Source organism: Pseudogracilibacillus auburnensis, from assembly GCF_003201975.1.
Classification (GTDB): domain Bacteria; phylum Bacillota; class Bacilli; order Bacillales; family Amphibacillaceae; genus Pseudogracilibacillus; species Pseudogracilibacillus auburnensis.
On sequence record NZ_QJJQ01000010.1, the window covers coordinates 132,002 to 151,714 of the forward strand.

17 protein-coding genes are annotated in these 19,713 nt (G+C 38.2%); all 17 read right to left on the reverse strand.

Annotated elements, in window-relative coordinates; genetic code table 11:
* Nucleotides 1-999 (reverse strand): dihydroxyacetone kinase subunit DhaK, encoded by a 999-nt coding sequence (dhaK, locus tag DFR56_RS14090; RefSeq protein ID WP_110396084.1) that lies wholly within the window; start codon nucleotides 997-999, stop codon nucleotides 1-3.
* Between the two features lie 366 nt (nucleotides 1,000-1,365).
* Nucleotides 1,366-2,859 carry a glycerol kinase GlpK gene (gene glpK, locus DFR56_RS14095; RefSeq protein WP_110396085.1) on the reverse strand — a complete coding sequence of 498 codons (1,494 nt, stop codon included), beginning with the start codon at nucleotides 2,857-2,859 and terminating at the stop codon, nucleotides 1,366-1,368.
* A gap of 13 nt (nucleotides 2,860-2,872) precedes the next feature.
* Nucleotides 2,873-3,718: an MIP/aquaporin family protein gene (locus DFR56_RS14100; RefSeq protein WP_110396086.1), complete on the reverse strand. Its 846-nt coding sequence runs from the start codon at nucleotides 3,716-3,718 to the stop codon at nucleotides 2,873-2,875.
* Nucleotides 3,719-3,962: 244 nt separating this feature from the next.
* The gene (moaA, locus tag DFR56_RS14105; RefSeq protein WP_110396087.1) at nucleotides 3,963-4,973 is read right to left on the reverse strand and encodes a GTP 3',8-cyclase MoaA; all 1,011 of its coding nucleotides are present in this window, start codon (nucleotides 4,971-4,973) and stop codon (nucleotides 3,963-3,965) included.
* Nucleotides 4,958-5,554 carry a molybdenum cofactor guanylyltransferase gene (mobA, locus tag DFR56_RS14110; protein WP_110396088.1) on the reverse strand — a complete coding sequence of 199 codons (597 nt, stop codon included), beginning with the start codon at nucleotides 5,552-5,554 and terminating at the stop codon, nucleotides 4,958-4,960. The genes moaA and mobA overlap by 16 nt, the downstream gene beginning before the upstream one ends.
* A 714-nt stretch (nucleotides 5,555-6,268) precedes the next feature.
* Nucleotides 6,269-6,727: an OsmC family protein gene (locus tag DFR56_RS14115; protein ID WP_110396089.1), complete on the reverse strand. Its 459-nt coding sequence runs from the start codon at nucleotides 6,725-6,727 to the stop codon at nucleotides 6,269-6,271.
* A gap of 90 nt (nucleotides 6,728-6,817) precedes the next feature.
* Nucleotides 6,818-7,321, reverse strand: coding sequence for a molybdopterin-guanine dinucleotide biosynthesis protein B (gene mobB / locus DFR56_RS14120; protein WP_158525653.1), 504 nt, complete (start codon nucleotides 7,319-7,321; stop codon nucleotides 6,818-6,820).
* Nucleotides 7,309-8,559, reverse strand: coding sequence for a molybdopterin molybdotransferase MoeA (locus DFR56_RS14125; protein ID WP_110396091.1), 1,251 nt, complete (start codon nucleotides 8,557-8,559; stop codon nucleotides 7,309-7,311). Before DFR56_RS14125 ends, mobB begins: the two co-directional genes overlap by 13 nt.
* A 194-nt stretch (nucleotides 8,560-8,753) precedes the next feature.
* Nucleotides 8,754-10,244, reverse strand: coding sequence for a nitrate/nitrite transporter (locus DFR56_RS14130; RefSeq protein WP_110396092.1), 1,491 nt, complete (start codon nucleotides 10,242-10,244; stop codon nucleotides 8,754-8,756).
* A 40-nt stretch (nucleotides 10,245-10,284) separates the two neighbouring features.
* Entirely contained in the window at nucleotides 10,285-10,812 is a 528-nt protein-coding gene (locus DFR56_RS14135) for a hemerythrin domain-containing protein (RefSeq protein WP_110396093.1), read from the reverse strand.
* Between the two features lie 32 nt (nucleotides 10,813-10,844).
* Nucleotides 10,845-11,441 carry a LuxR C-terminal-related transcriptional regulator gene (locus DFR56_RS14140; protein ID WP_278250666.1) on the reverse strand — a complete coding sequence of 199 codons (597 nt, stop codon included), beginning with the start codon at nucleotides 11,439-11,441 and terminating at the stop codon, nucleotides 10,845-10,847.
* A 28-nt stretch (nucleotides 11,442-11,469) separates the two neighbouring features.
* The gene (locus DFR56_RS14145) at nucleotides 11,470-12,552 is read right to left on the reverse strand and encodes a sensor histidine kinase (RefSeq protein ID WP_110396095.1); all 1,083 of its coding nucleotides are present in this window, start codon (nucleotides 12,550-12,552) and stop codon (nucleotides 11,470-11,472) included.
* A complete protein-coding gene (locus tag DFR56_RS14150) occupies nucleotides 12,549-13,001 on the reverse strand; it encodes a GAF domain-containing protein (protein WP_110396096.1) in 453 nt (150 codons plus the stop codon). Before DFR56_RS14150 ends, DFR56_RS14145 begins: the two co-directional genes overlap by 4 nt.
* Nucleotides 13,002-13,023: 22 nt before the next feature.
* Nucleotides 13,024-13,719, reverse strand: coding sequence for a respiratory nitrate reductase subunit gamma (gene narI, locus DFR56_RS14155; protein ID WP_110396097.1), 696 nt, complete (start codon nucleotides 13,717-13,719; stop codon nucleotides 13,024-13,026).
* Nucleotides 13,712-14,284, reverse strand: a complete 573-nt coding sequence (locus DFR56_RS14160) for a nitrate reductase molybdenum cofactor assembly chaperone (protein ID WP_110396098.1) — start codon at nucleotides 14,282-14,284, stop codon at nucleotides 13,712-13,714. Before DFR56_RS14160 ends, narI begins: the two co-directional genes overlap by 8 nt.
* Nucleotides 14,277-15,884 carry a nitrate reductase subunit beta gene (narH, locus tag DFR56_RS14165; protein ID WP_110396099.1) on the reverse strand — a complete coding sequence of 536 codons (1,608 nt, stop codon included), beginning with the start codon at nucleotides 15,882-15,884 and terminating at the stop codon, nucleotides 14,277-14,279. The genes DFR56_RS14160 and narH overlap by 8 nt, the downstream gene beginning before the upstream one ends.
* On the reverse strand, nucleotides 15,874-19,548 hold the full coding sequence (locus DFR56_RS14170; protein ID WP_110396100.1) for a nitrate reductase subunit alpha: 3,675 nt from the start codon (nucleotides 19,546-19,548) through the stop codon (nucleotides 15,874-15,876). Before DFR56_RS14170 ends, narH begins: the two co-directional genes overlap by 11 nt.
* Nucleotides 19,549-19,713: the final 165 nt, after the last annotated feature.

Sequence of the window (19,713 nt, forward strand, 5' to 3'; positions counted from 1 at the left end):
TTATCTGACAAAAAAGTTTGGCGCATCTGACGCATGATCGAGTAGCTCTTTTAATTCTTTATCTAATTTCAATAAAGTAACAGAGCACCCTCCCATCTCAAGAGCAGTCATATATTCTCCGACAAATGTTCGGTATACATGAAATCCTTTTTCTTTTAGGGTTTTTTGGACTTTTTCATTTATAATAAATAGCTCCATATTAGGTGTGGATCCTAACCCGTTTATCATAACGGCTAATTCATCAGCTTTATTTAATTTCATATCGTCTAAAATCTTTCCTGTTAGTTCGTCGGCAATTTCAGCGGCTGTTGCTATTTTCTGACGTTCAATTCCTGGCTCCCCGTGAATACCAATCCCAATCTCCATTTCATTTTCAGCTAATGTAAAGCTAGCCTCTCCTGCTGCTGGAATGGCACAAGGGCTAATTGCCATTCCCATGGAACGAACATTTGCCACCGTCTTTTCAGCAATCTCTTTTACTTCCTCTAACGTACCGCCAAGTTCCGCTTTTGCCCCAGCAATTTTATGGACAAAAACTGTTCCTGCAATACCTCGTCTTCCAGTTGTAAAAGAACTATCTTCAACTGCCACATCATCATTTACAATCACTTGGGCGACTTTCATTCCTTCTGCCTCAGCAAGTTCCGCCGCCATCTCGAAGTTGAGCACATCACCTGTATAATTTTTGATCACTAAAAATACACCTTTTCCACTGTCAACCGCCTTAATACCTTCATATACTTGATCAACAGATGGTGAGGTAAACACTTCACCAAGGACAGCGGCATCAAGCATCCCTTTTCCAATATATCCCGCATGGGCTGGCTCATGTCCACTTCCACCACCACTTACAATCCCTACTTTATTCTCTACCGGAGCATCTTTTCTCGTAATGACGGTCGTTCCTTCTACTTGTTTCAACTGATTAGGTGAGGCAGAAATCATCCCAGCAATCATTTCTTGAACAACTTCATTTGGATCATTGATAATCTTCTTCACACTACATCACTCCTGTTTTATATTTAGTAGAATATGCTATTAAAGGATGTTCAAAAAGTCCAACAAAAATGACACATCGAATTTCTGCGTTGACTTGCTTTTCCGGCACTCACGTATGTCATAGCATACGCGAGTTCCTCGAGAGCTAAATCGCCTTCGACGAACAATGTTTATTGTGACGAGTAATCGCAGGAGCAAGGTCTTCGATGGGACGAGCATTTAGCGCAGTCACAGGACGTGGCGTTTTTAGCCAGTGGAACTTCTCAGGTCTTCTTTTTATCGATCTTTTTGAACACGCACGATTACTCACATTTTACCACCTGAAGATCATTTCATGGGCGAAATGATCTTCAACATCTTTTTACATTATTTAAAAGCCCTCGTTGCTTCCACTGCTTTTTGCCAACCAGCATATAATGTATCACGTTTTTTAGTTGGTAACTCATTTGTAAATGTTCGTTCATTTTGCCATTGTTTTGCGATTTCTTCTTTACTATCCCAGAATCCAACTGCAAGTCCTGCTAAATAAGCAGCGCCTAAGGCTGTCGTTTCTTGGACTACTGGTCGTTCAACTGGTACTCCCAGCATATCACTTTGAAACTGCATAAGGAAATTATTTTTAACCGCTCCACCGTCTACTCTTAGTGATTTTAAGTCAATGCCAGAATCCGCAATCATCGCATCTAATACATCTTTCGTCTGGTATGCGAGTGATTCTAATGTAGCCCGGATAAAGTGCTCTTTACTCGTTCCTCTCGTAATACCAAAAACAGCCCCACGAGCATCACTGTCCCAATATGGCGTTCCAAGACCAACAAATGCGGGAACCATATAAACACCATCTGTCGAATCAACTTTTGTTGCGAAATTTTCACTTTCAGGTGCATGTTCGATCAGTTTTAACCCGTCCCGTAACCATTGAATTGCTGATCCGGCAATGAAAATACTTCCTTCTAACGCATATTCCACTTTCCCATCGACACCCCATGCTAATGTAGTCAATAACCCATGGTCAGATGGGACACCTTTTTCACCGGTATTCATCAGCATAAAACATCCTGTGCCATACGTGTTTTTCGCCATTCCGGAATCAAAACATGCTTGCCCAAATAGTGCTGCTTGTTGATCACCCGCTATTCCAGCAATTGGAACTTCATGTCCAAAAAAGTGGTAATCAACTGTATTTGCATATACTTCTGAAGATTGTCTTACTTCAGGTAACATACTTTTCGGGACAGTTAAAATTTCTAGTAGCTCTTCATCCCATTTCAAATCATAAATATTAAACATTAATGTTCTTGATGCATTAGAATAGTCAGTCACATGTGCTTTCCCACCAGATAATTTATATACTAACCACGTATCAATTGTCCCAAAAAGCAAATCGCCACTTTCAGCTTTTTCTCTTGCACCTTCCACATTGTCAAGAATCCATTTCACTTTCGTTCCAGAAAAATAAGCATCGATGAGTAGACCCGTTTTTTCTCTAAATAATTCATTATGTCCTTGTTCTCTTAGTTCATTACAAATATCAGCTGTTTGACGTGACTGCCATACGATCGCTTTGTAAACTGGTTTTTCCGTATGCTTATCCCATACAACCGTTGTCTCTCGTTGATTCGTAATGCCAATCCCTTCAACCTGATCTGGACGAACATCAGCTTTTCTAAGCACACCAGCAATACAGGCAAGGATCGATGTCCAAATTTCATTTGCATCATGTTCTACCCAGCCTGGTTGTGGAAAAAATTGTTCAAATTCTTGTTGAGCTGTCGCTACAATTTCCCCTTGGTGATTAAATAAGATTGCCCGTGAACTCGTCGTCCCCTGGTCTAATGATAAAATGTACTTTTCATCCATCTTAATCTCTCCTTTATACTACTTTTTCTTCTACTTCCTTCTTCTGAACAGAATCATCTTTAAGCTCATGAAAAGTGGCAGCTAATATAATTACAACAACGATAACCGTAACGATCCAAAAGGCTATCGAAAACTCTGCCGCAAACACGGCACGATAAAAAAGTGCTCCATATGTTCCTCCAATAATAGGCCCAATTACCGGTACCCATGAATAACCCCAGTCAGAGCCTCCTTTTCCTGGTATCGGCAAAATGGCATGTACAATCCTTGGCCCAAGATCACGTGCTGGATTAATCGCATATCCAGTTGCACCACCTAACGACATTCCGATAACGACAATTAATAATCCAATTACTAAGGGTGCTAATCCTTCTGAAAAATTATTAGGGCCTACGAGAAATAATAATGCAAAAAGTAACACAAATGTACCGATCATCTCACTAACAACGTTTTGTAAAGGTTTACGAACTTCATTTGAAGTTCCTGGTGCGGTAGAAAAAATTGCCAACTTTGCGGCTTTGTCTTCTGTTTTTCTCCAATGAGGTAAATAGTTAAGAAATACAACGATTGCTCCGATCATAGCTCCAAGCATTTGACCAGCTACATAGATTGGCACCTTCTCCCAAGGAAATTCTCCAATAGATGCAAAGGCAAGTGTTACAGCAGGATTAATATGAGCATCGGATGCTGTACCAGATACAAAAACACCCATGACTACACCTAGACCCCAACCAAATGTGATAACGACCCAGCCGGCATTTTCTGCTTTAGACCATTTTAACAATACTCCTCCAACGACGCCAACACCAAAAATAATTAAGACCATCGTGCCTAACAATTCACCCATAAACTCAGACAATGTAAACACCCCTTTTTTTCGTATTTGTTAATAATATTCGATCGTGTACAAAAAAAGACCCACACTGCAGTGGACATACTCCAATAAAGTATGTTCCAATGTAGTGTGGGTCTCCTAGGCTCCAGCACATGATTCTTATTATCAACTTACCTAAAATATAAACAAGTTTAGTTGTATTGTCAATATACTTTTTAACAATTTTCTTATTTTGTAAATAATTAGAAACTTTCACTTTCTCTCAGGGCTAACCACCAATATAGCTCATATTTATTTTTTTTCGCTTTTTTGCTGTTTCTTCTGTCCGTTCATCGGAATAACGATCCGTGCGCGTTTTCCAAACATCTGTGATTGCCTTGAGTAATTGTTCATCTGACTTTCCTGAGCGAATAAGTTCGCGGAGGTCAAATCCATCTGATGCAAATAGACAAGTATACAACTTCCCATCAGAAGACAATCTTGCCCGTGTACAGGAGGAACAAAACGATTCCGAAACCGAAGTAATAAAACCAACTTCAACCCCATTATCTTTATACCGATAACGTTGGGCCACTTCCCCGAAATAATCAGCATCCACAGGTTCCAATTCGAATTCACTTTGCAGGAGGGTAAAGATCTCTTTTTTTGTTACTACTTTTTTAAAGCTCCAAGCGTTATCATTACCGACATCCATAAATTCAATAAAACGAAGCGTCATTCCTCGTTCTTTAAAATGCATCGCCATTGGTACTATTTCATGCTCATTTACGCCTTTTTGCACGACCATATTTACTTTTATTTGAAATCCCATCTCTTTTGCTAGTTCAATATTTTTTAAGACAATTTGCGGGTTTGTTCCGCGTCCGTTCATTTCCCCAAACACAAATGGATCTAATGCATCCAAACTAATATTTAATCGCCGTAGGCCTGCATCGTATAACTCTTCCGCATATTGGCCCAAGAGTACAGCGTTTGTCGTTAAACCGATATCTTTTATCCCATTAATCTTTGACAATTGTTTGATTAAATTCGGTAGTCCTCGCCGTAAAAGTGGCTCTCCACCCGTTAAACGCAACTTTTCCACACCTAATAAAGCAAACAGATAAGCAGAGCGAGTAATCTCTTCAAAGGTAAGTAGTTCTTCTCTTGGTAAAAAGACATAATCATTTCCAAAAATCTCTTTCGGCATGCAATACGTACAACGGAAATTACAACGGTCTGTTACAGAGATGCGTAAATCACGAACCGGTCTACCGAACTTATCTACGACTTTATCCACTTCCTCATCTCCTTATCATTTTCTACTGTATTTACATTCATAAATACATGGGGGGAATGCGTTAACATTTTCCCATCTATTTCGACTGTTTCAAAACGATCTAAAACGTCTGTCATTTTAAACCGACCTTTTGCTAATGCAGATTTGATTTGACCTTTCATATGCCTACTCCAAATCGATACAAGCGGTTGCAAGTAGCCATCTGTCGTGACGACTGTTATATCCCTATCATGTAAATGACATAATTGTTTCATCACATGCTCCGTAATTAGTGGCATATCGCAAGGTAGAACAGCGTACTTTTTCGCAATAACCGCTTCCATTCCTGAATAAATACCAGCTAATGGACCACAACCTACATAAGGTTCTCTATCTAGTATAACGTGATAATTTTTAGGAAAAGACTCGACAAATTCTGCTCTTGTTACGATAATCACTTCATCACAAAACGAATTCAACACACGATACGTCATTTCATAAAAGTGTTTTCCATTTACCTTGGCAAATGCTTTTGGTGAACCATATCTTCTTGATAAGCCACCAGCCAACAAAATTCCGGCAACGTTTTTAGTTTGCTTCATAGAAAACTCCCTAAATGGAAATATTTTTTGAACATATATTTACTCAACTTTCGCACCAATAAAATAAGTTCAAACAGTTCGCTTAGTTAAGATTTGGATGCTTCTAAATATCCTTGACAATCTTAGTAATAAACCGTTTTCCAATAGATTGGAACCGCGAATACTTCTCCTACCAAAAAGATTTGTTCGATTTGTTGTTTGTTCATATAAGAACTAAACCGCGACATAACACTTAAGCCGAACGCTACGGAAATACACTCCGCTTTTATAAATGACGAGATAAACATGGACGTTTTCGAAATGCTGCATCTTCTTCCCTGATTGTATGACGGTTCTTCACAGTTATATGGCGAATCTTCGCGGTTATATGGCGAATCTTCACAGTTATGTGGCGCAACTTCGCGGTTATGTGGCGCAGCTTCGCGGTTTGTGTGCTTCGCGATTAAGTGCCAGTAATCCGATAACGGCAAGAAACTATCCCACTTCATTCTATGAAGATTTTTGTCATTTCCCTCTACGCAAGCTGTGTTATATCCTATTATACCAAAGTTTTCATAGGAAGTTTTATTCAGTTTTATACAAAATTGTCTTCTTTGCTTAGTGCAAGATAAAGGAGAAGAATATACATAGATTAAATGATGAAAGGTTACTAGAAGAAGGGTAGAAAAATTGAAAAGCTTGTAAAAATCAACGTTCGATTTTACAAGCTTACACTTATTTCTTTTTCCAATCTACCTCAACGGAAATACCTGCATCCACGAATAAATTATAAACAGGACATCTTCTCTCTACTTCGGCTTTCAAACGTTCTAATGCCTCATCTGATTCATCTGTTTCAATCTCCACTGAAAAGAGAATCTTTTGAAAGTAAGTTTTAACTCCTTCTTCTCCTAATAATCCTCTAATATCGACATATCCATCCGTTTCAAAATCAATAGAAGAAAATGTGAAGTTTTGCTCTTTTGCTATTAGTGGTATCATAACAGCTTTACAACCATTTAATGCTGCTGCGATATATTCTAGTGGTGTACCACCAGTATCCTGTCCCCCTAACTTTACAGGCTCATCCATTTTAAACGATTCAAAATGGCGAATCGTATTACTAGATTTAATGCCGCCATCCCATTTTCCTTTTGCAGCCATTTTAATCAGTGTATTTGTAGTGCTTGACATTTGCATTCCCCTTTTCCATAATTCCCATTATTCTTATTGGTATTATATGATGTAAAGCGAGATGAAGTCAAGCTATACTTTTAAATAGCGTTAAATAGCACTCTTAATCCATTTCAATAACCATTCATCTAATTGGGCTACTTCTTCTCTTGAATCAATTTGTGGATAAGTACATGGGGACTCTAACCCGACTACTAAAACAATTCCCTCTACTGATTTTAGTTCTTGCCAATCTTCCTCTCGATTAATCAGCACAACTTTTTCACCTTGTTCCGCTTTATACCCTTCAACCAGCATAATATCAGAATGATTCCAACTAGCTAACTGCTTTAATTCTTTAAAACTAGCTTCTCGGTTAGCTATATGTTGAGTAAATCCACCGCCGGAGACAAGGGAAACATCTGCGCCGGAATAAAGGTATTGCATGGAGTCTTTTGTTTCATCCGGCATATCAAGCTTTGCACCATGACCATGATGCTTGATAACCGAAACATGATGCCCCTTTTCTTTCAATAAACGGATCCAGCGATTAAGTAATGTTGTTTTTCCACTATTTTTAAAACCGACAACATGAAGCGTTTTTATAGGTCCCAAGTCGCCACTCCTAACTCCTGCCCTAGAAGTAACACATCTACTTCCTCTCCTACCTTGTACCTTTCCGACCCACTCGGTAAAACGATGATACAATTTCCACGGCCAATGGAAGAGACTGCATTTGACTTATTAAATCCAGCTGGAACGACGAATAGACCGTCTGAACGCATTTCCCAAATCGCTCGCACGAAACGTGTAAATGGATTTGCCTTTGTAAAGTCTTCTCCTAACGTTGCTTTCATTCGTGGAACATAAGGGCTTGTACATCCCATCATCGTCAAAAGTGCCGGGCGAGTAAATAATTCAAAACCAGTAAAACATGCGGATGGATTTCCGGATAATCCAAATAATAATTTATCGCCTAATACTGCTACAGTTGTCACACTACCTGGTCGCATCATCACTTTGTCAAAAAGGACTTTAGCACCTATTCGTTTATAAATTTCCGGTAAGTAATCGTAATCACCGACCGAAACACCACCAGTCGTTATCACGATGTCGGACTGGGATAATGCCTTTTCTACCAGTTCTGTACATGCATCGAGATCATCTTCCATCATCCCGAACGAATGGTACGGAATTCTCATGCGATCTAACTGCGCCTTTAACATTGGACCATTTGAATTACGGATTTTCCCTGGTTCAAGTTCATCTTCCACATCAAGTAATTCTGTTCCAGTTGAAATGATACTAACGACAGGAAGTTTTGCCACTTTTACTTTTGCATAACCAAATGTTGCGAGAAGAGCTACTGTACCTGGATGAATAAGAGAACCAGATTCAATTAGTATTTCTCCCTCTTTCGCATCTTCTCCCTGAAATGAAATATTTTCGTCGACTGCAAATGATCTACTAAGAGTAAAGCCATTTTCAGTTTTCTCTGTTTCTTCCAACATGACAATAGCATCTGCATGTGGAGGTAAAATTGCCCCTGTCATAATTCGATATGCTTCCTTCTCCTCAAGTGCGCGCTCTCCTACGTGCCCAGCGCCTATTTCACCGATTACTTGAAAGGAAATCGAGGAGTTTTCAGATGCTCCTTCTGAATCCTCTGCTCGAATTGCATATCCATCAAATGCCGATCGATTAAAAGGTGGAACATCATGTTTTGCCACAATTGGCTCTTTCAGTATTCTTCCGTAAGCGTTGTCGATTTTAACCATTTCGCTATTTACTTCCGTACAGCTATTTATGACATGCTGGACTGCTTCTTTTACTGGTATAGGTTTTCTAATCATATGAATTATCCCCTTTTATACGCTAATTTCCTTCTTAAACAAGACTATACTATATTTTCCAACATGGATAAAGGCCGCCAGCAATAACTGGAAGCCTTTTTTGAACTACCCCCACTTACTCATTGGGTTATGTCCTTTACACTACTTGAAGGGGGAGTCTTCTGGCGGGTAAAGATAAATATTCTTAAAGCATTTTACAGATTTGTTATATCACTAAATGTACCAACATATCTAGTTACTTCATCTGACTGGTCCTTTATCGCACTAATCGATAAAAGTTGTAAATATTCCTCGCCATTTTTTCTTTTATTCCAAATTTCTCCTTGCCATAATCCTTCTGTACTAATTTTCCCCCACATCTTTTCATAAAAGGATTTATCTTGTCTTCCCGCGCTTAATACATTAGGGTTTTTCCCGATAACTTCTTCCTCTTCGTACCCTGTTAAAATTGTAAAGGCAGGATTTACTGATAAAATAGTCCCATCTGCATTTGTTACGATGATACCTTGACCAGTTGAATCGAATACCTCCTTTGACATTGTTAGGCGATCCATATAATATAACCATAAAACAAGCACAAGGCTAACAAGCGCTACTTGAGAAAATGCCATAAAACCGATTGAATAAGACCCGGTAATCGTAAAAATGGTCGACAATAAAAGTGGAGGGAAAAAACCACCAAGGCCTCCCATCATTGAAACGATCCCATTGGCAATTCCCGCTTGTTTATCAAAATAGAAAGGAACTAATTTAAAAATAACGCCATTACCGATTCCAGCTGATAAGGCAATGAGCATACTACCGACTGTATATAACCCAATCGCCGGAGAGAATGCTAGAATGATAGCTGCAACCGTTAGTCCGGCAAAGACCCCCATTAAAAGAAACAATGGCTGAAATTTATCGGCTAGCCAACCACCAACAGGCCTAATGAATGTCGCAACAACGATGAAGCCAGCTGTCCTCATCCCTGCGTCTACTTTATCTAAAGTAAAAAAGTCAACTAGAAAACTTGGCAAAAATATAGTGAAAGCAACGAAAGAACCGAAAGTGATGAAATAAAATAATGAAAATAGCCATAATTTTTCGTTTTTATAGACACTTTTAATCTGCATCATAATTGGTGACTTCACTTTTTTCTCTTTTCTATCTCCAAAAAAGAAATTAAGTGCTGCAAATGCTAAGAGTAAGATTAAATATAATTTAACCGTTAACGACCAGCCAAATTGTGAGGCGACAACGGGTGCCGCAAATGTAGATATTGCTGTTCCAATATTCCCCATCCCATATATACCATTGACTAGACCATGCTTTTCTTTTGGGTAATATTTAGGTAAGGATGTAACACCGACGGAAAATACTGCTCCACCTATGCCTAAAAATGTTCCACCTATAATAAGGTCCGTTAACGTAGACGCTGAACTAATATAGAATACAGGGAAAAGTAATAAAATAAAGCTTAAGAAGAAGATTATTCTTGCACCATAGATGTTTGCATAATAACCAAGTGGAATTCTTAGTACAGAACCGAGTACAACGGGAATTGCAGTTACAATCGCCACTTTTTCCGGGGCAATCGTAATATCTTCACGCATAAATGGTAGTAAAGATGAAATGAGTACCCAAACCATAAAGCCAACGACTAAATTTGACGTTTGTAGTGGTAGTTGAACTTTTTTAATCATTTTTTATCAGCTCATTTCTTTGAATGTCATGAACAAATAATTAAATAATCGAGGAATATAATTTTTCAAATAATGTATATTGTTCCGTTGGTGACAAGATTTCTTTCACCATTGGAAAAATAACGGATTCTTCCTTTACAAAATGAAATGTAATTACTTCAAATGCTTCTCCTACATCTCGGACAATATCTTTCATTTGCTGTAAAGATAATTCTTTTACATCACCGTTTGTATGATGCAGGAAATGCCCAATATACGCTTCAATTTCCTTATGTTCCTCTTCAACTGCAAGTACTGGTCCTTGCTCATTACCAACGTATTGTGAAAGAAGTGGGAAAAGATATTCCTCTTCCTTTTTTAGATGGTTTTGAAAAGGATCTAAAAACTCCATCATTTTAGTCCGCAATAATTGAATAGCTTGATACCCTTGTTCGATTGTGTAAGCATTCCGTTCAAAACTTAAAACGATCGGATGCCAATCGGCCATTAAATATCGTAATAAATGATGTTCATTTTCCATTATACGTAATGCTGGTAAATTGAAAGTAAATTCTGTATGTTTTTTCATTTTCATTACTCCTCAACGTTAGAAAACTATGCTTAAAAATTCAATAATTTCTTTTTTAAAGCGTATTCGACAAGTTCTGGTCTGTTTTTTAAATGTAACTTTTCCATTATTTTTGATTTATGGGCTTCAACTGTTTTAACCGAAATAAATAACATTTCCGCTATTTCTTTATTTCCGTACCCTTTTGCTGCAAGAGGTAAAACTTCTAATTCACGTTTTGACAAAGTTTGGAATGGGTCTGTTTCGCTTGCTATATTATGATGAACAAATTCCCTTACGAGTGATGTCGCCATCGTCGGGTCAATATATGTGCCGCCCTCATATACAGTGCGAATTGCCTTAATCAGCTCTTCATCTGGAGCCTTCTTTAACACATAACCAGATGCACCACTTTTTAACACATTAAATAAATATTCCTCTTCTGCATACATCGTTAAAATAATAATTTTCGTTTCAGGGATATCTTCCTTTATTCTCCCTGTTGTAATAAGACCGCTTTCCCCAGGTGGCATGCTTAAATCTAATAAAAGAATATCTGGTTTATATTTGGCCACTAACGTATATGCTTCTCTTCCATCGGCCGCTGTAGCAATTACTTTCATATCTTCTTGGAAATTTATTAAATGCATAAATCCGCTACGAACAACCGCATGATCATCAGCAATGATGATTTTCAATGCTAGCCCCTCCCTCTTCAATTGGGGTAACTAATCTAATATATGTACCTTTATCGATGGCCGAATGAATAGAAAGCACACCATTAATTAATTCAGCTCGTTCTTTCATGCCATATAATCCTAAACCAGTGCCTTGTGGGCTTGCATTCTCCAACTCAAATCCACATCCATCGTCAATGATGTGCAAACATAATTGATTATTTTCTTCCAATAGTTTCACTGTTACCTCATCCACATTAGCATACTTTATCGCGTTTAACACTGCTTCTTGACAGATCCGGTAAACCGCTGTTTCAATTTCCCCTTCATACCTATTCGTGTCAATATTCGATTGAAAATGGACAACGATTCCATAATTTATATCGATTGACTTAAAATGTGCCCTAAAAGCAGATTCTAAACCTAGATCGTCAAGTGTTGCTGGTCTTAATTCAACAGATAAATGTTGGATATCTTCCAATAGTCGCATTAAAGTTCCTTCCGTTTCACGGATTTTATTCACCACCTCTTCATTTTTCGTCATATATTTTACTACACGAATATCGACTAAAAGACTTAACATTTCCTGTGCCACACTATCATGTAACTCTCTAGAAATTCGCTTTCTTTCATCCTCCTGCGCTTTCATGACACGATTCATCAGCAGTTTTTGGTGTAATGTTTCTTGTGTTTTAATATGTTCAGATAAATCACGTAACATTAACACACGAATTTCATTCTCTTCATCAACAGTTTGAATACTTGCAGAATATGGGATAACTCCTTTTCCAACCGTTTCTAAGTACACTTGAAAGGAAGCTAAATCTTTATTTGAGTTCGCTACATAACAAGATGTACAAGTCCTTAATTCATCGATCGTCGTATATCCTCGACAAGCCATACAGATAGCGTTTGATTTCCCTGCCACCATTTGGGCAAACATTTCATCTGTTAATATGTGTTTTGCTGCACGATTCATTGCAATTACTTTTCCAATTTTGTTTAGAATAAAAATTTTTTCATTCGCATTTTCAAAAAAGTTTTTTAAAATAAATGGTAACTTTTCTTGTGAAATTTGTATCACTTTTTTACCATCTCCTTGAATAAAGAGCTAAATTCCTTCGTTACCCTATGATTGAATTGATCGATAAGTTCATCTGTCATCTTATTATACGATCTAAAACCTGCCACGACGACTCCAATGACACGACTTTCTTCATAAAGGGGGATCGCTCCAATGCTTTTTAGCCCTTCAGCCATAATAATTGGATAGTGATGAAAATTCTTTCGCTTTATTTCTTCATCTACATTGACGATAAATACCGGTCTGCCAGTTTTTAACGCTTGACCCGCTACCCCTTTTCCCGTCTTTAAAATAATTCGTAAATACCGTTTAGAGTTATTACCTGAACCATACACAGACTTTATCTCATATGTGTTACTAGCATTTTGGAGAAATGCAATTTTAATAAAGTCAAAATGACACTTATCTTTTATCTTTTCAATTCTCTCCTGAATATCTCTATCCTTCATACGATAAACTCCCTATTTAAATCTAACCAAGCTTTCTTTTGGAAGATTCATGTCTTCTATATAAAATATAACTTCTACCTACATAGTTTAACGGAACACTCCATACATGGACAAGTCTTGTAAATGGCCAGATGGCGAAAATAAGAAATCCTGTTAGCACATGTAGTTTAAATGCTAACGGTACGCCCGACATTAGCTGAGCATTTGGCTGAAGCGTAAATAGTGTTCTAAACCAGACGGAAAGAGAATCTCTGTAATCAAATTCTGGAACTACGTTATTTGTAACAAGAGAAGCATATACGCCAATAAATACGATAAATAGAAGGAAACTATTCACAATTAAATCAGATGCTGAGGATAAATGCCGAACTGTTTTTTTAGTAAAACGTCTCATCGTTAAAATAAACATACCTGCAAGGGTAACGAGTCCAAAAAAACCACCAATCCAAACGGCTCCTAAATGGTACATATGGTCACTAACTCCAACAGCACGTGTCCATTGTTTTGGTATACCAAGTCCTGAAACATGCCCTAAAAAAACAGGGATAATTCCGATATGAAATAAAAAACTACCAATCATTAATTGCTTTTTTTCGATGAATTCACTAGATTTTGCTGTCCACCCAAACTGATCATAACGATATCTGAAAATATGTCCGACAATAAAAATAACGATACAAAGATACGGAAAAATAACCCAAAGAAACTGATCAATCATTGGCACGTACCTCCTCTTGGGTGATGCAAGATTTAAATGCTTTTCTCATTCCTCTTATTAAGTGGACATAAGGGCTTTCATACTTTTCTAAGGCATTCATTAAATGGTAAGATCCATCTTCTAAAACGGCTAGCAAAAGCGAAAAACTTTGATCTGCCCGTTGATCTCCCTTCCATTCTGCTGCATAAATAAATTCACACATAAGTGGTAATAAGTCTGCTAGTTCACCTTTCTCCATATGGAGCCCGAACATTTCATATAACACTTTTAATCGTGCTAACATTTGCCCACGTTCTTTGGCGTCTTCAAACTTCACATAGGTCATAAATAATGTAGCATCTTTTTGGAAGTCAAAAATTTCAGTATACATCATTTGCAATTCATCTAAACTTATATCGTGCATTTCATTCCAATATTTTTGAATGTCGGAAAAAAAGGGATGGGATCGGGCAATATGGTCCTCCACCCCATCTAAATAAAATGGTGATTCTTCCGGATAGGATAGATGCTCAGAAAAGAAGCCGAAAATATCCTTTTGTTCATATAGTTTATCGAGGTCAATCACGCCAGATCCCTCCATAAAAGTTCTCTTTATAAATATCTTCACCTGTTTTTCCTTGCTGAGACGGTGAAATCGGACCACAACCATCACACTCACCATTGGCACCCATTACAGAATAAGTAAACTGATTTTGCTCTGGACTTGAAATACCACTACCCATTTCATCATATCCAGCTGATCCCTGTGAACGATACACATTCATCTGTGCCTCTTTATGAGAAGTTGGAATAACGAACCGATCTTCATATTTTGCGATTGCAAGGAGTCGGTACATTTGCTTCGTTTGATGTGCCGTTAATCCAACTCGAGCAAGTCTCGATTCATCAAAATCACGACCTGATGAGATTGCTCTCATATAAGAACGCATCATCGCCATTCGTTGGAGTGATCCTTTGACAGTTTCTGTGTCACCCGCCGTTAGCATATTCGCTAAATATTGAATTGGAATTCTCATTTCCTCAATTGCAGGGAAAATCATATCTGGGTTTTTAATAGAGTCTTTTCCTTCGAAATAATTCATAATTGGACTAAGTGGTGGTACATACCAAACCATTGGTAATGTTCTATATTCTGGATGTAAAGGGAAAGCCAACTTGTGTTCAATCGCTAGTTGGTATACTGGCGAATTTTGTGCTGCCTCAATCCAATCTTCCGCAATACCATCTTTTCTTGCTTGGGCAATTACTTTCGGATCATTTGGATCTAAAAACAAGTCACATTGTGCCTCATATAAATCTTTTGGGTCTGGTGTTGATGCTGCATCAAGTACTTTATCAGCATCATATAAAAGAACACCTAGATAACGAATTCTCCCTGTACATGTTTCAGAGCAGACTGTTGGAAGTCCAGATTCAATTCTTGGGAAACAAAAGGTGCATTTTTCTGCTTTATTCGTTTTCCAGTTAAAATATACTTTCTTATATGGACAGCCCGTCATACAATAACGCCACCCACGACATGCCTCTTGGTCAACGAGAACGATTCCATCTTCATCTCGCTTATACATTGCGCCCGAAGGACAAGACGCAACACAACTTGGATTTAAACAATGTTCACAAAGGCGTGGTAAATACATCATGAACGCTTGTTCAAAGTTAAATTTAATCTCTTCTTCTATTTTTTGAATGTTTGGATCGGTTGGCCCTGTCACATGAGCACCTGCCAATTGATCTTCCCAATTTGGACCCCATTCAGGATCGATATATTCGCCAGTGATGGATGATTTTGCACGAGCAACAGGTGTATGTTTACTGTCTTTTGACATTGTTAAGTTTTCATAATCATATGTCCATGGCTCATAGTAATCTTTCATTTCTGGCATATCAGGATTGTAGAAAATTTTCCCGAAAGCAATCTTGGAAAGTTTTGATCCTGATTTTAATTCAAGCTTTCCATTCCGTAATTGCCAGCCACCTTTATACATATCCTGGTCTTCCCAACGTTTCGGATAACCAATTCCAGGTTTTGTTTCTACGTTATTAAACCACATATATTCTGCACCTTCACGGTTCGTCCATGTCGTTTTACACGTCACACTACATGTATGACAACCAATACATTTATCCAAGTTCATGACCATTGCGATTTGTGCTTTAATCTTCAAGCCAATTTACCTCCTTCTTTTTGCGAACTGCTACATATTCATCACGTTGGTTTCCAATTGGCCCATAGTAATTAAATCCGTAACTAAGTTGCGCATATCCTCCCACCATTTGTGTAGGTTTCAGATGAATACGAGTTGGCGCATTATGACTTCCACCGCGAGTATCCGTTAATTCAGAACTAGGCACATGGATATGCTTATCTTGTGCATGATACATAAACATCGTTCCTTTTGGCATACGGTGACTAACTACTGCACGCGCTGTGACGACACCATTTCTGTTATACACTTCTAGCCAATCATTGTCATCAATTTGATGTGCTTTTGCATCTTCATCCGATATCCAAACGGTTGGTCCACCTCTAAACAATGTCAACATATGGTGATTGTCTTGATAGGTCGAATGAATATTCCATTTTCCATGAGGTGTTAAATAGCGTAGAACAAGCGCATCTTTTCCGCCTTTTACCTCTTTATCCCGCGGCCCAAAAACCATTGGTGGAAGTGTTGGCTTAAAGATTGGAAGTGATTCTCCAAATTCCAAAAATAATTCATGATCTAAATAAAAATGTTGTCTACCTGTTAACGTTCTAAATGGTACAAGTCTTTCAATATTTGTCGTAAATGGCGAATATCGTCTTCCTAATTTATTAGAGCCACTGAATACTGGTGTAGGAATTACTTCTCTTGGCTGTGCAGTTATACTTTGAAAAGTAAAGCGTTCTGCCGCTCGATCAGCTGAAATATCTTTCAGTTCTACTCCAGTATCTTCTTCCGCTGCTTCAAATGCTTTTTGTGATACTCTTCCATTTGTTGCCGATGATAAAGTAAGCATTGCTTCTGCTACTTGTTTTGCTGTATGCAATTTCGGTAATCCATTTTTAATTGTTTCATCAAAATGAACCCCATTTATTCCTTTTAACATATCGTACTGCTCTTTCACAGAGAAATTAACTCCGTGTGCACCAACTTTTCCAGTTTCTATATTTGGACCAAGTGATACATATTTATCATAAATTTGCGTATAATCACGCTCAACAATTTGCATACCAGGCATTGTTTTCCCTGGGATCGCATCGATTTCACCTTTTTTCCAATCCTTCACCTTACCGTAAGGCTGGGCAATTTCTTGCGGTGAATCATGGGCAAGTGGTGCGGTAACGAGATCTTTATATTTACCAGGTAAATGTGTTTTAGCCATTTCTGAAAATTCTTTTGCTATTGTTCGGTAAATATCCCAATCTGATCTTGCTTGCCATAATGGATCTACTGCTCGGTTAAATGGATGGACGAATGGGTGCATATCTGTCGATGATAAATCTTCTTTTTCGTACCATGTTGCCGCTGGTAAAACGATATCTGCATAAATCGGTGTCGTCGTCATGCGAAAGTCTAATGCGATTAGCAGATCTAATTTCCCTTCGACATCATCACGCCATTTCATTTCTTCTGGTTTCATTTCTTCATTTGGTTTCGCAAATAAATTATCGGTTGCACCAAATAAATGTTTCATGAAATATTCTTGACCTTTAGCAGAACTTGACACTAGATTTGAACGCCATACAAATAACGTTCTTGGGAAGTTTTCTGGTGCATCTGGGTCTTCAACAGCAAAACTTGTTTCTCCAGATTTTAATTGCTCAACTGTATGTTCAATAATTTCTTCATCTGATTTCTTTCCTGCTTTGGCAGCTTCTTCAGCAAATAATAAACTATTTTTATTAAATTGCGGATAGGATGGTAGCCAACCTAACCGTGCAGCAAGAACATTAAAGTCAGCCGGATGTTTGTAGCGCAACTTTTCCCCAATTGGTGATTTTAACGTATCTGTTCCAGCCTCCTCATATTTCCATTGATCTGTAGCAAAGTAGAAAAAGGATGTCGCATTTTGCAGTCGTGGTGGTGCTTGCCAATCCCTTGCAAAAGCAATATTATTCCATCCTTCAATAGGACGACATTTTTCTTGACCGACATAGTGCGCCCATCCTCCACCGTTGACTCCTTGAGAAGCTGTTAATATGACTAAGTTCAAAATTGACCTGTAAATCGTATCACTATTAAACCAATGGTTAATTCCAGCCCCCATAATAATCATCGAACGTCCACCAGTATCAAGAGCGTTTTGGGCAAATTCACGTGCAATTTGTGTCACTAGTTCAGATTTAACATTCGTAATTTTTTCTTGCCATTTAGGTGTATAAATCGATGTTTCATCATCATAACCTGATGCGACAAATGTTGCTCCATCCCGTTTTACACCATATTGACTTAACATCAAATCATATACCGTTGCGACAAGCTTTGTCGTGCCATCTGCACATGAAATTCTTTTCACTGGAATGGAACGTGTAAATGTCCCATTTCCTTCCTCGTCAAAGTAAGGAAAAACAATTTCCATCCATTCACTATTTTGATCAATGACAGACATTGCCGGATCGATTTTCGTACCATCGTCATTTTCTAACATTAGATTCCATTTCGCACCCTCTTCCCAGCGCTGCCCCATCGTTCCATTTGGTACGATAATATTATTCGTATTTTCATCTAGAATGACTGGCTTCCATTCGGCATGGCCAGTTTCAAGACCTAAATCACTTGCACGTAAAAAACGGCCTGCCTTGTAGGAGTCTTCATGCTCATCAAGCATAATTAAAAATGGCATATCCGTATATTGTTTCGCATAATGAATAAACGTTTCTTCCTGACGCTGCACGTAAAATTCATCTAAAATAACATGAGTCATTGCCTGGGCTACTGCTGCATCTGTTCCTGGATTTGCAGCTATCCAATCATCTGCATGTGTGACACTTTCCGCATAATCTGGTGCAACAGATACTACTTTTGTCCCTTTATACCGCACTTCCGTTAAAAAATGAGCATCTGGTGTTCTTGTTAGTGGAACGTTTGAACCCCACATAATAATATAGCCCGCATTAAACCAATCACTTGATTCGGGTACATCTGTTTGTTCTCCCCAAATCTGGGGAGATGATGGCGGTAAATCTGCATACCAATCATAAAAACTAAGCATTTCTCCTCCTAATAGAGAAAGAAACCTTGCACCTGAGGCATAACTTACCATCGACATTGCTGGAATTGGGGTAAACCCTGCAATTCGATCTGGTCCATATTTTTGAATCGTATAAATGAGTTGCGCTGAGATAAGTGCTGTCGCATCACGCCAATCGACGCGCACGTGTCCACCCTTTCCCCGTGCGCGTTTATATGTAGCTGATTTCTCTTTATCTTCTACAATACTTGCCCATGCGTTAACAGGATCTTTATGTTCTTCTAAAGCCTCCCTCCATAAGTTCCATAGCTTTCCACGCATATAAGGATACTTCACACGTAGCGGGCTATATTCATACCACGAAAATGACGCTCCACGTGGGCATCCTCTTGGCTCAAATTCAGGCATATCTGGTCCACAAGAAGGATAATCAATTTGTTGATTTTCCCACGTTATCACACCATTTTTCACAAACACTTTCCAACTACATGATCCGGTACAGTTTACACCATGTGTTGTCCGAACTACTTTATCATGTGACCAACGTTGACGATACATGTTTTCCCAATCTCTATTTTTCTCTTCCAGCGCTGACCAGTTCCCTGCATACTTTTCAACTGGTTTGAAATATTGTAACCCTACTTTTCTTTTCATGAAGCTTATTCACTCCTTATGTGAATGATAGAAAGATCTGACAGGCAAAATATAAATCTATTATTCTTAGATTAAAAGATTATTCTGTCATCTTCAATTAGGGAATAACCTAAATTTGAAATATACATTCCCTTATTTATTCATCGTCAAACAGAAATCGTCGAC

Excerpts from the sequence above, each read along its gene's own strand:
- glpK (WP_110396085.1), bottom strand. The coding sequence starts at position 2,859 with ATGGATGAAAAGTACATTTTATCATTAGACCAGGGGACGACGAGTTCA.
- mobA (WP_110396088.1), bottom strand. The coding sequence starts at position 5,554 with ATGAAGCAAACTAAAAACGTTGCCGGAATTTTGTTGGCTGGTGGCTTA.
- DFR56_RS14115 (WP_110396089.1), bottom strand. The coding sequence starts at position 6,727 with ATGTCAAGCACTACAAATACACTGATTAAAATGGCTGCAAAAGGAAAA.
- DFR56_RS14125 (WP_110396091.1), bottom strand. The coding sequence starts at position 8,559 with ATGATTAGAAAACCTATACCAGTAAAAGAAGCAGTCCAGCATGTCATA.
- DFR56_RS14130 (WP_110396092.1), bottom strand. The coding sequence starts at position 10,244 with ATGATTAAAAAAGTTCAACTACCACTACAAACGTCAAATTTAGTCGTT.
- DFR56_RS14135 (WP_110396093.1), bottom strand. The coding sequence starts at position 10,812 with ATGAAAAAACATACAGAATTTACTTTCAATTTACCAGCATTACGTATA.
- DFR56_RS14140 (WP_278250666.1), bottom strand. The coding sequence starts at position 11,441 with ATGCATTTAATAAATTTCCAAGAAGATATGAAAGTAATTGCTACAGCG.
- DFR56_RS14150 (WP_110396096.1), bottom strand. The coding sequence starts at position 13,001 with ATGAAGGATAGAGATATTCAGGAGAGAATTGAAAAGATAAAAGATAAG.
- narI (WP_110396097.1), bottom strand. The coding sequence starts at position 13,719 with ATGATTGATCAGTTTCTTTGGGTTATTTTTCCGTATCTTTGTATCGTT.
- DFR56_RS14170 (WP_110396100.1), bottom strand. The coding sequence starts at position 19,548 with ATGAAAAGAAAAGTAGGGTTACAATATTTCAAACCAGTTGAAAAGTAT.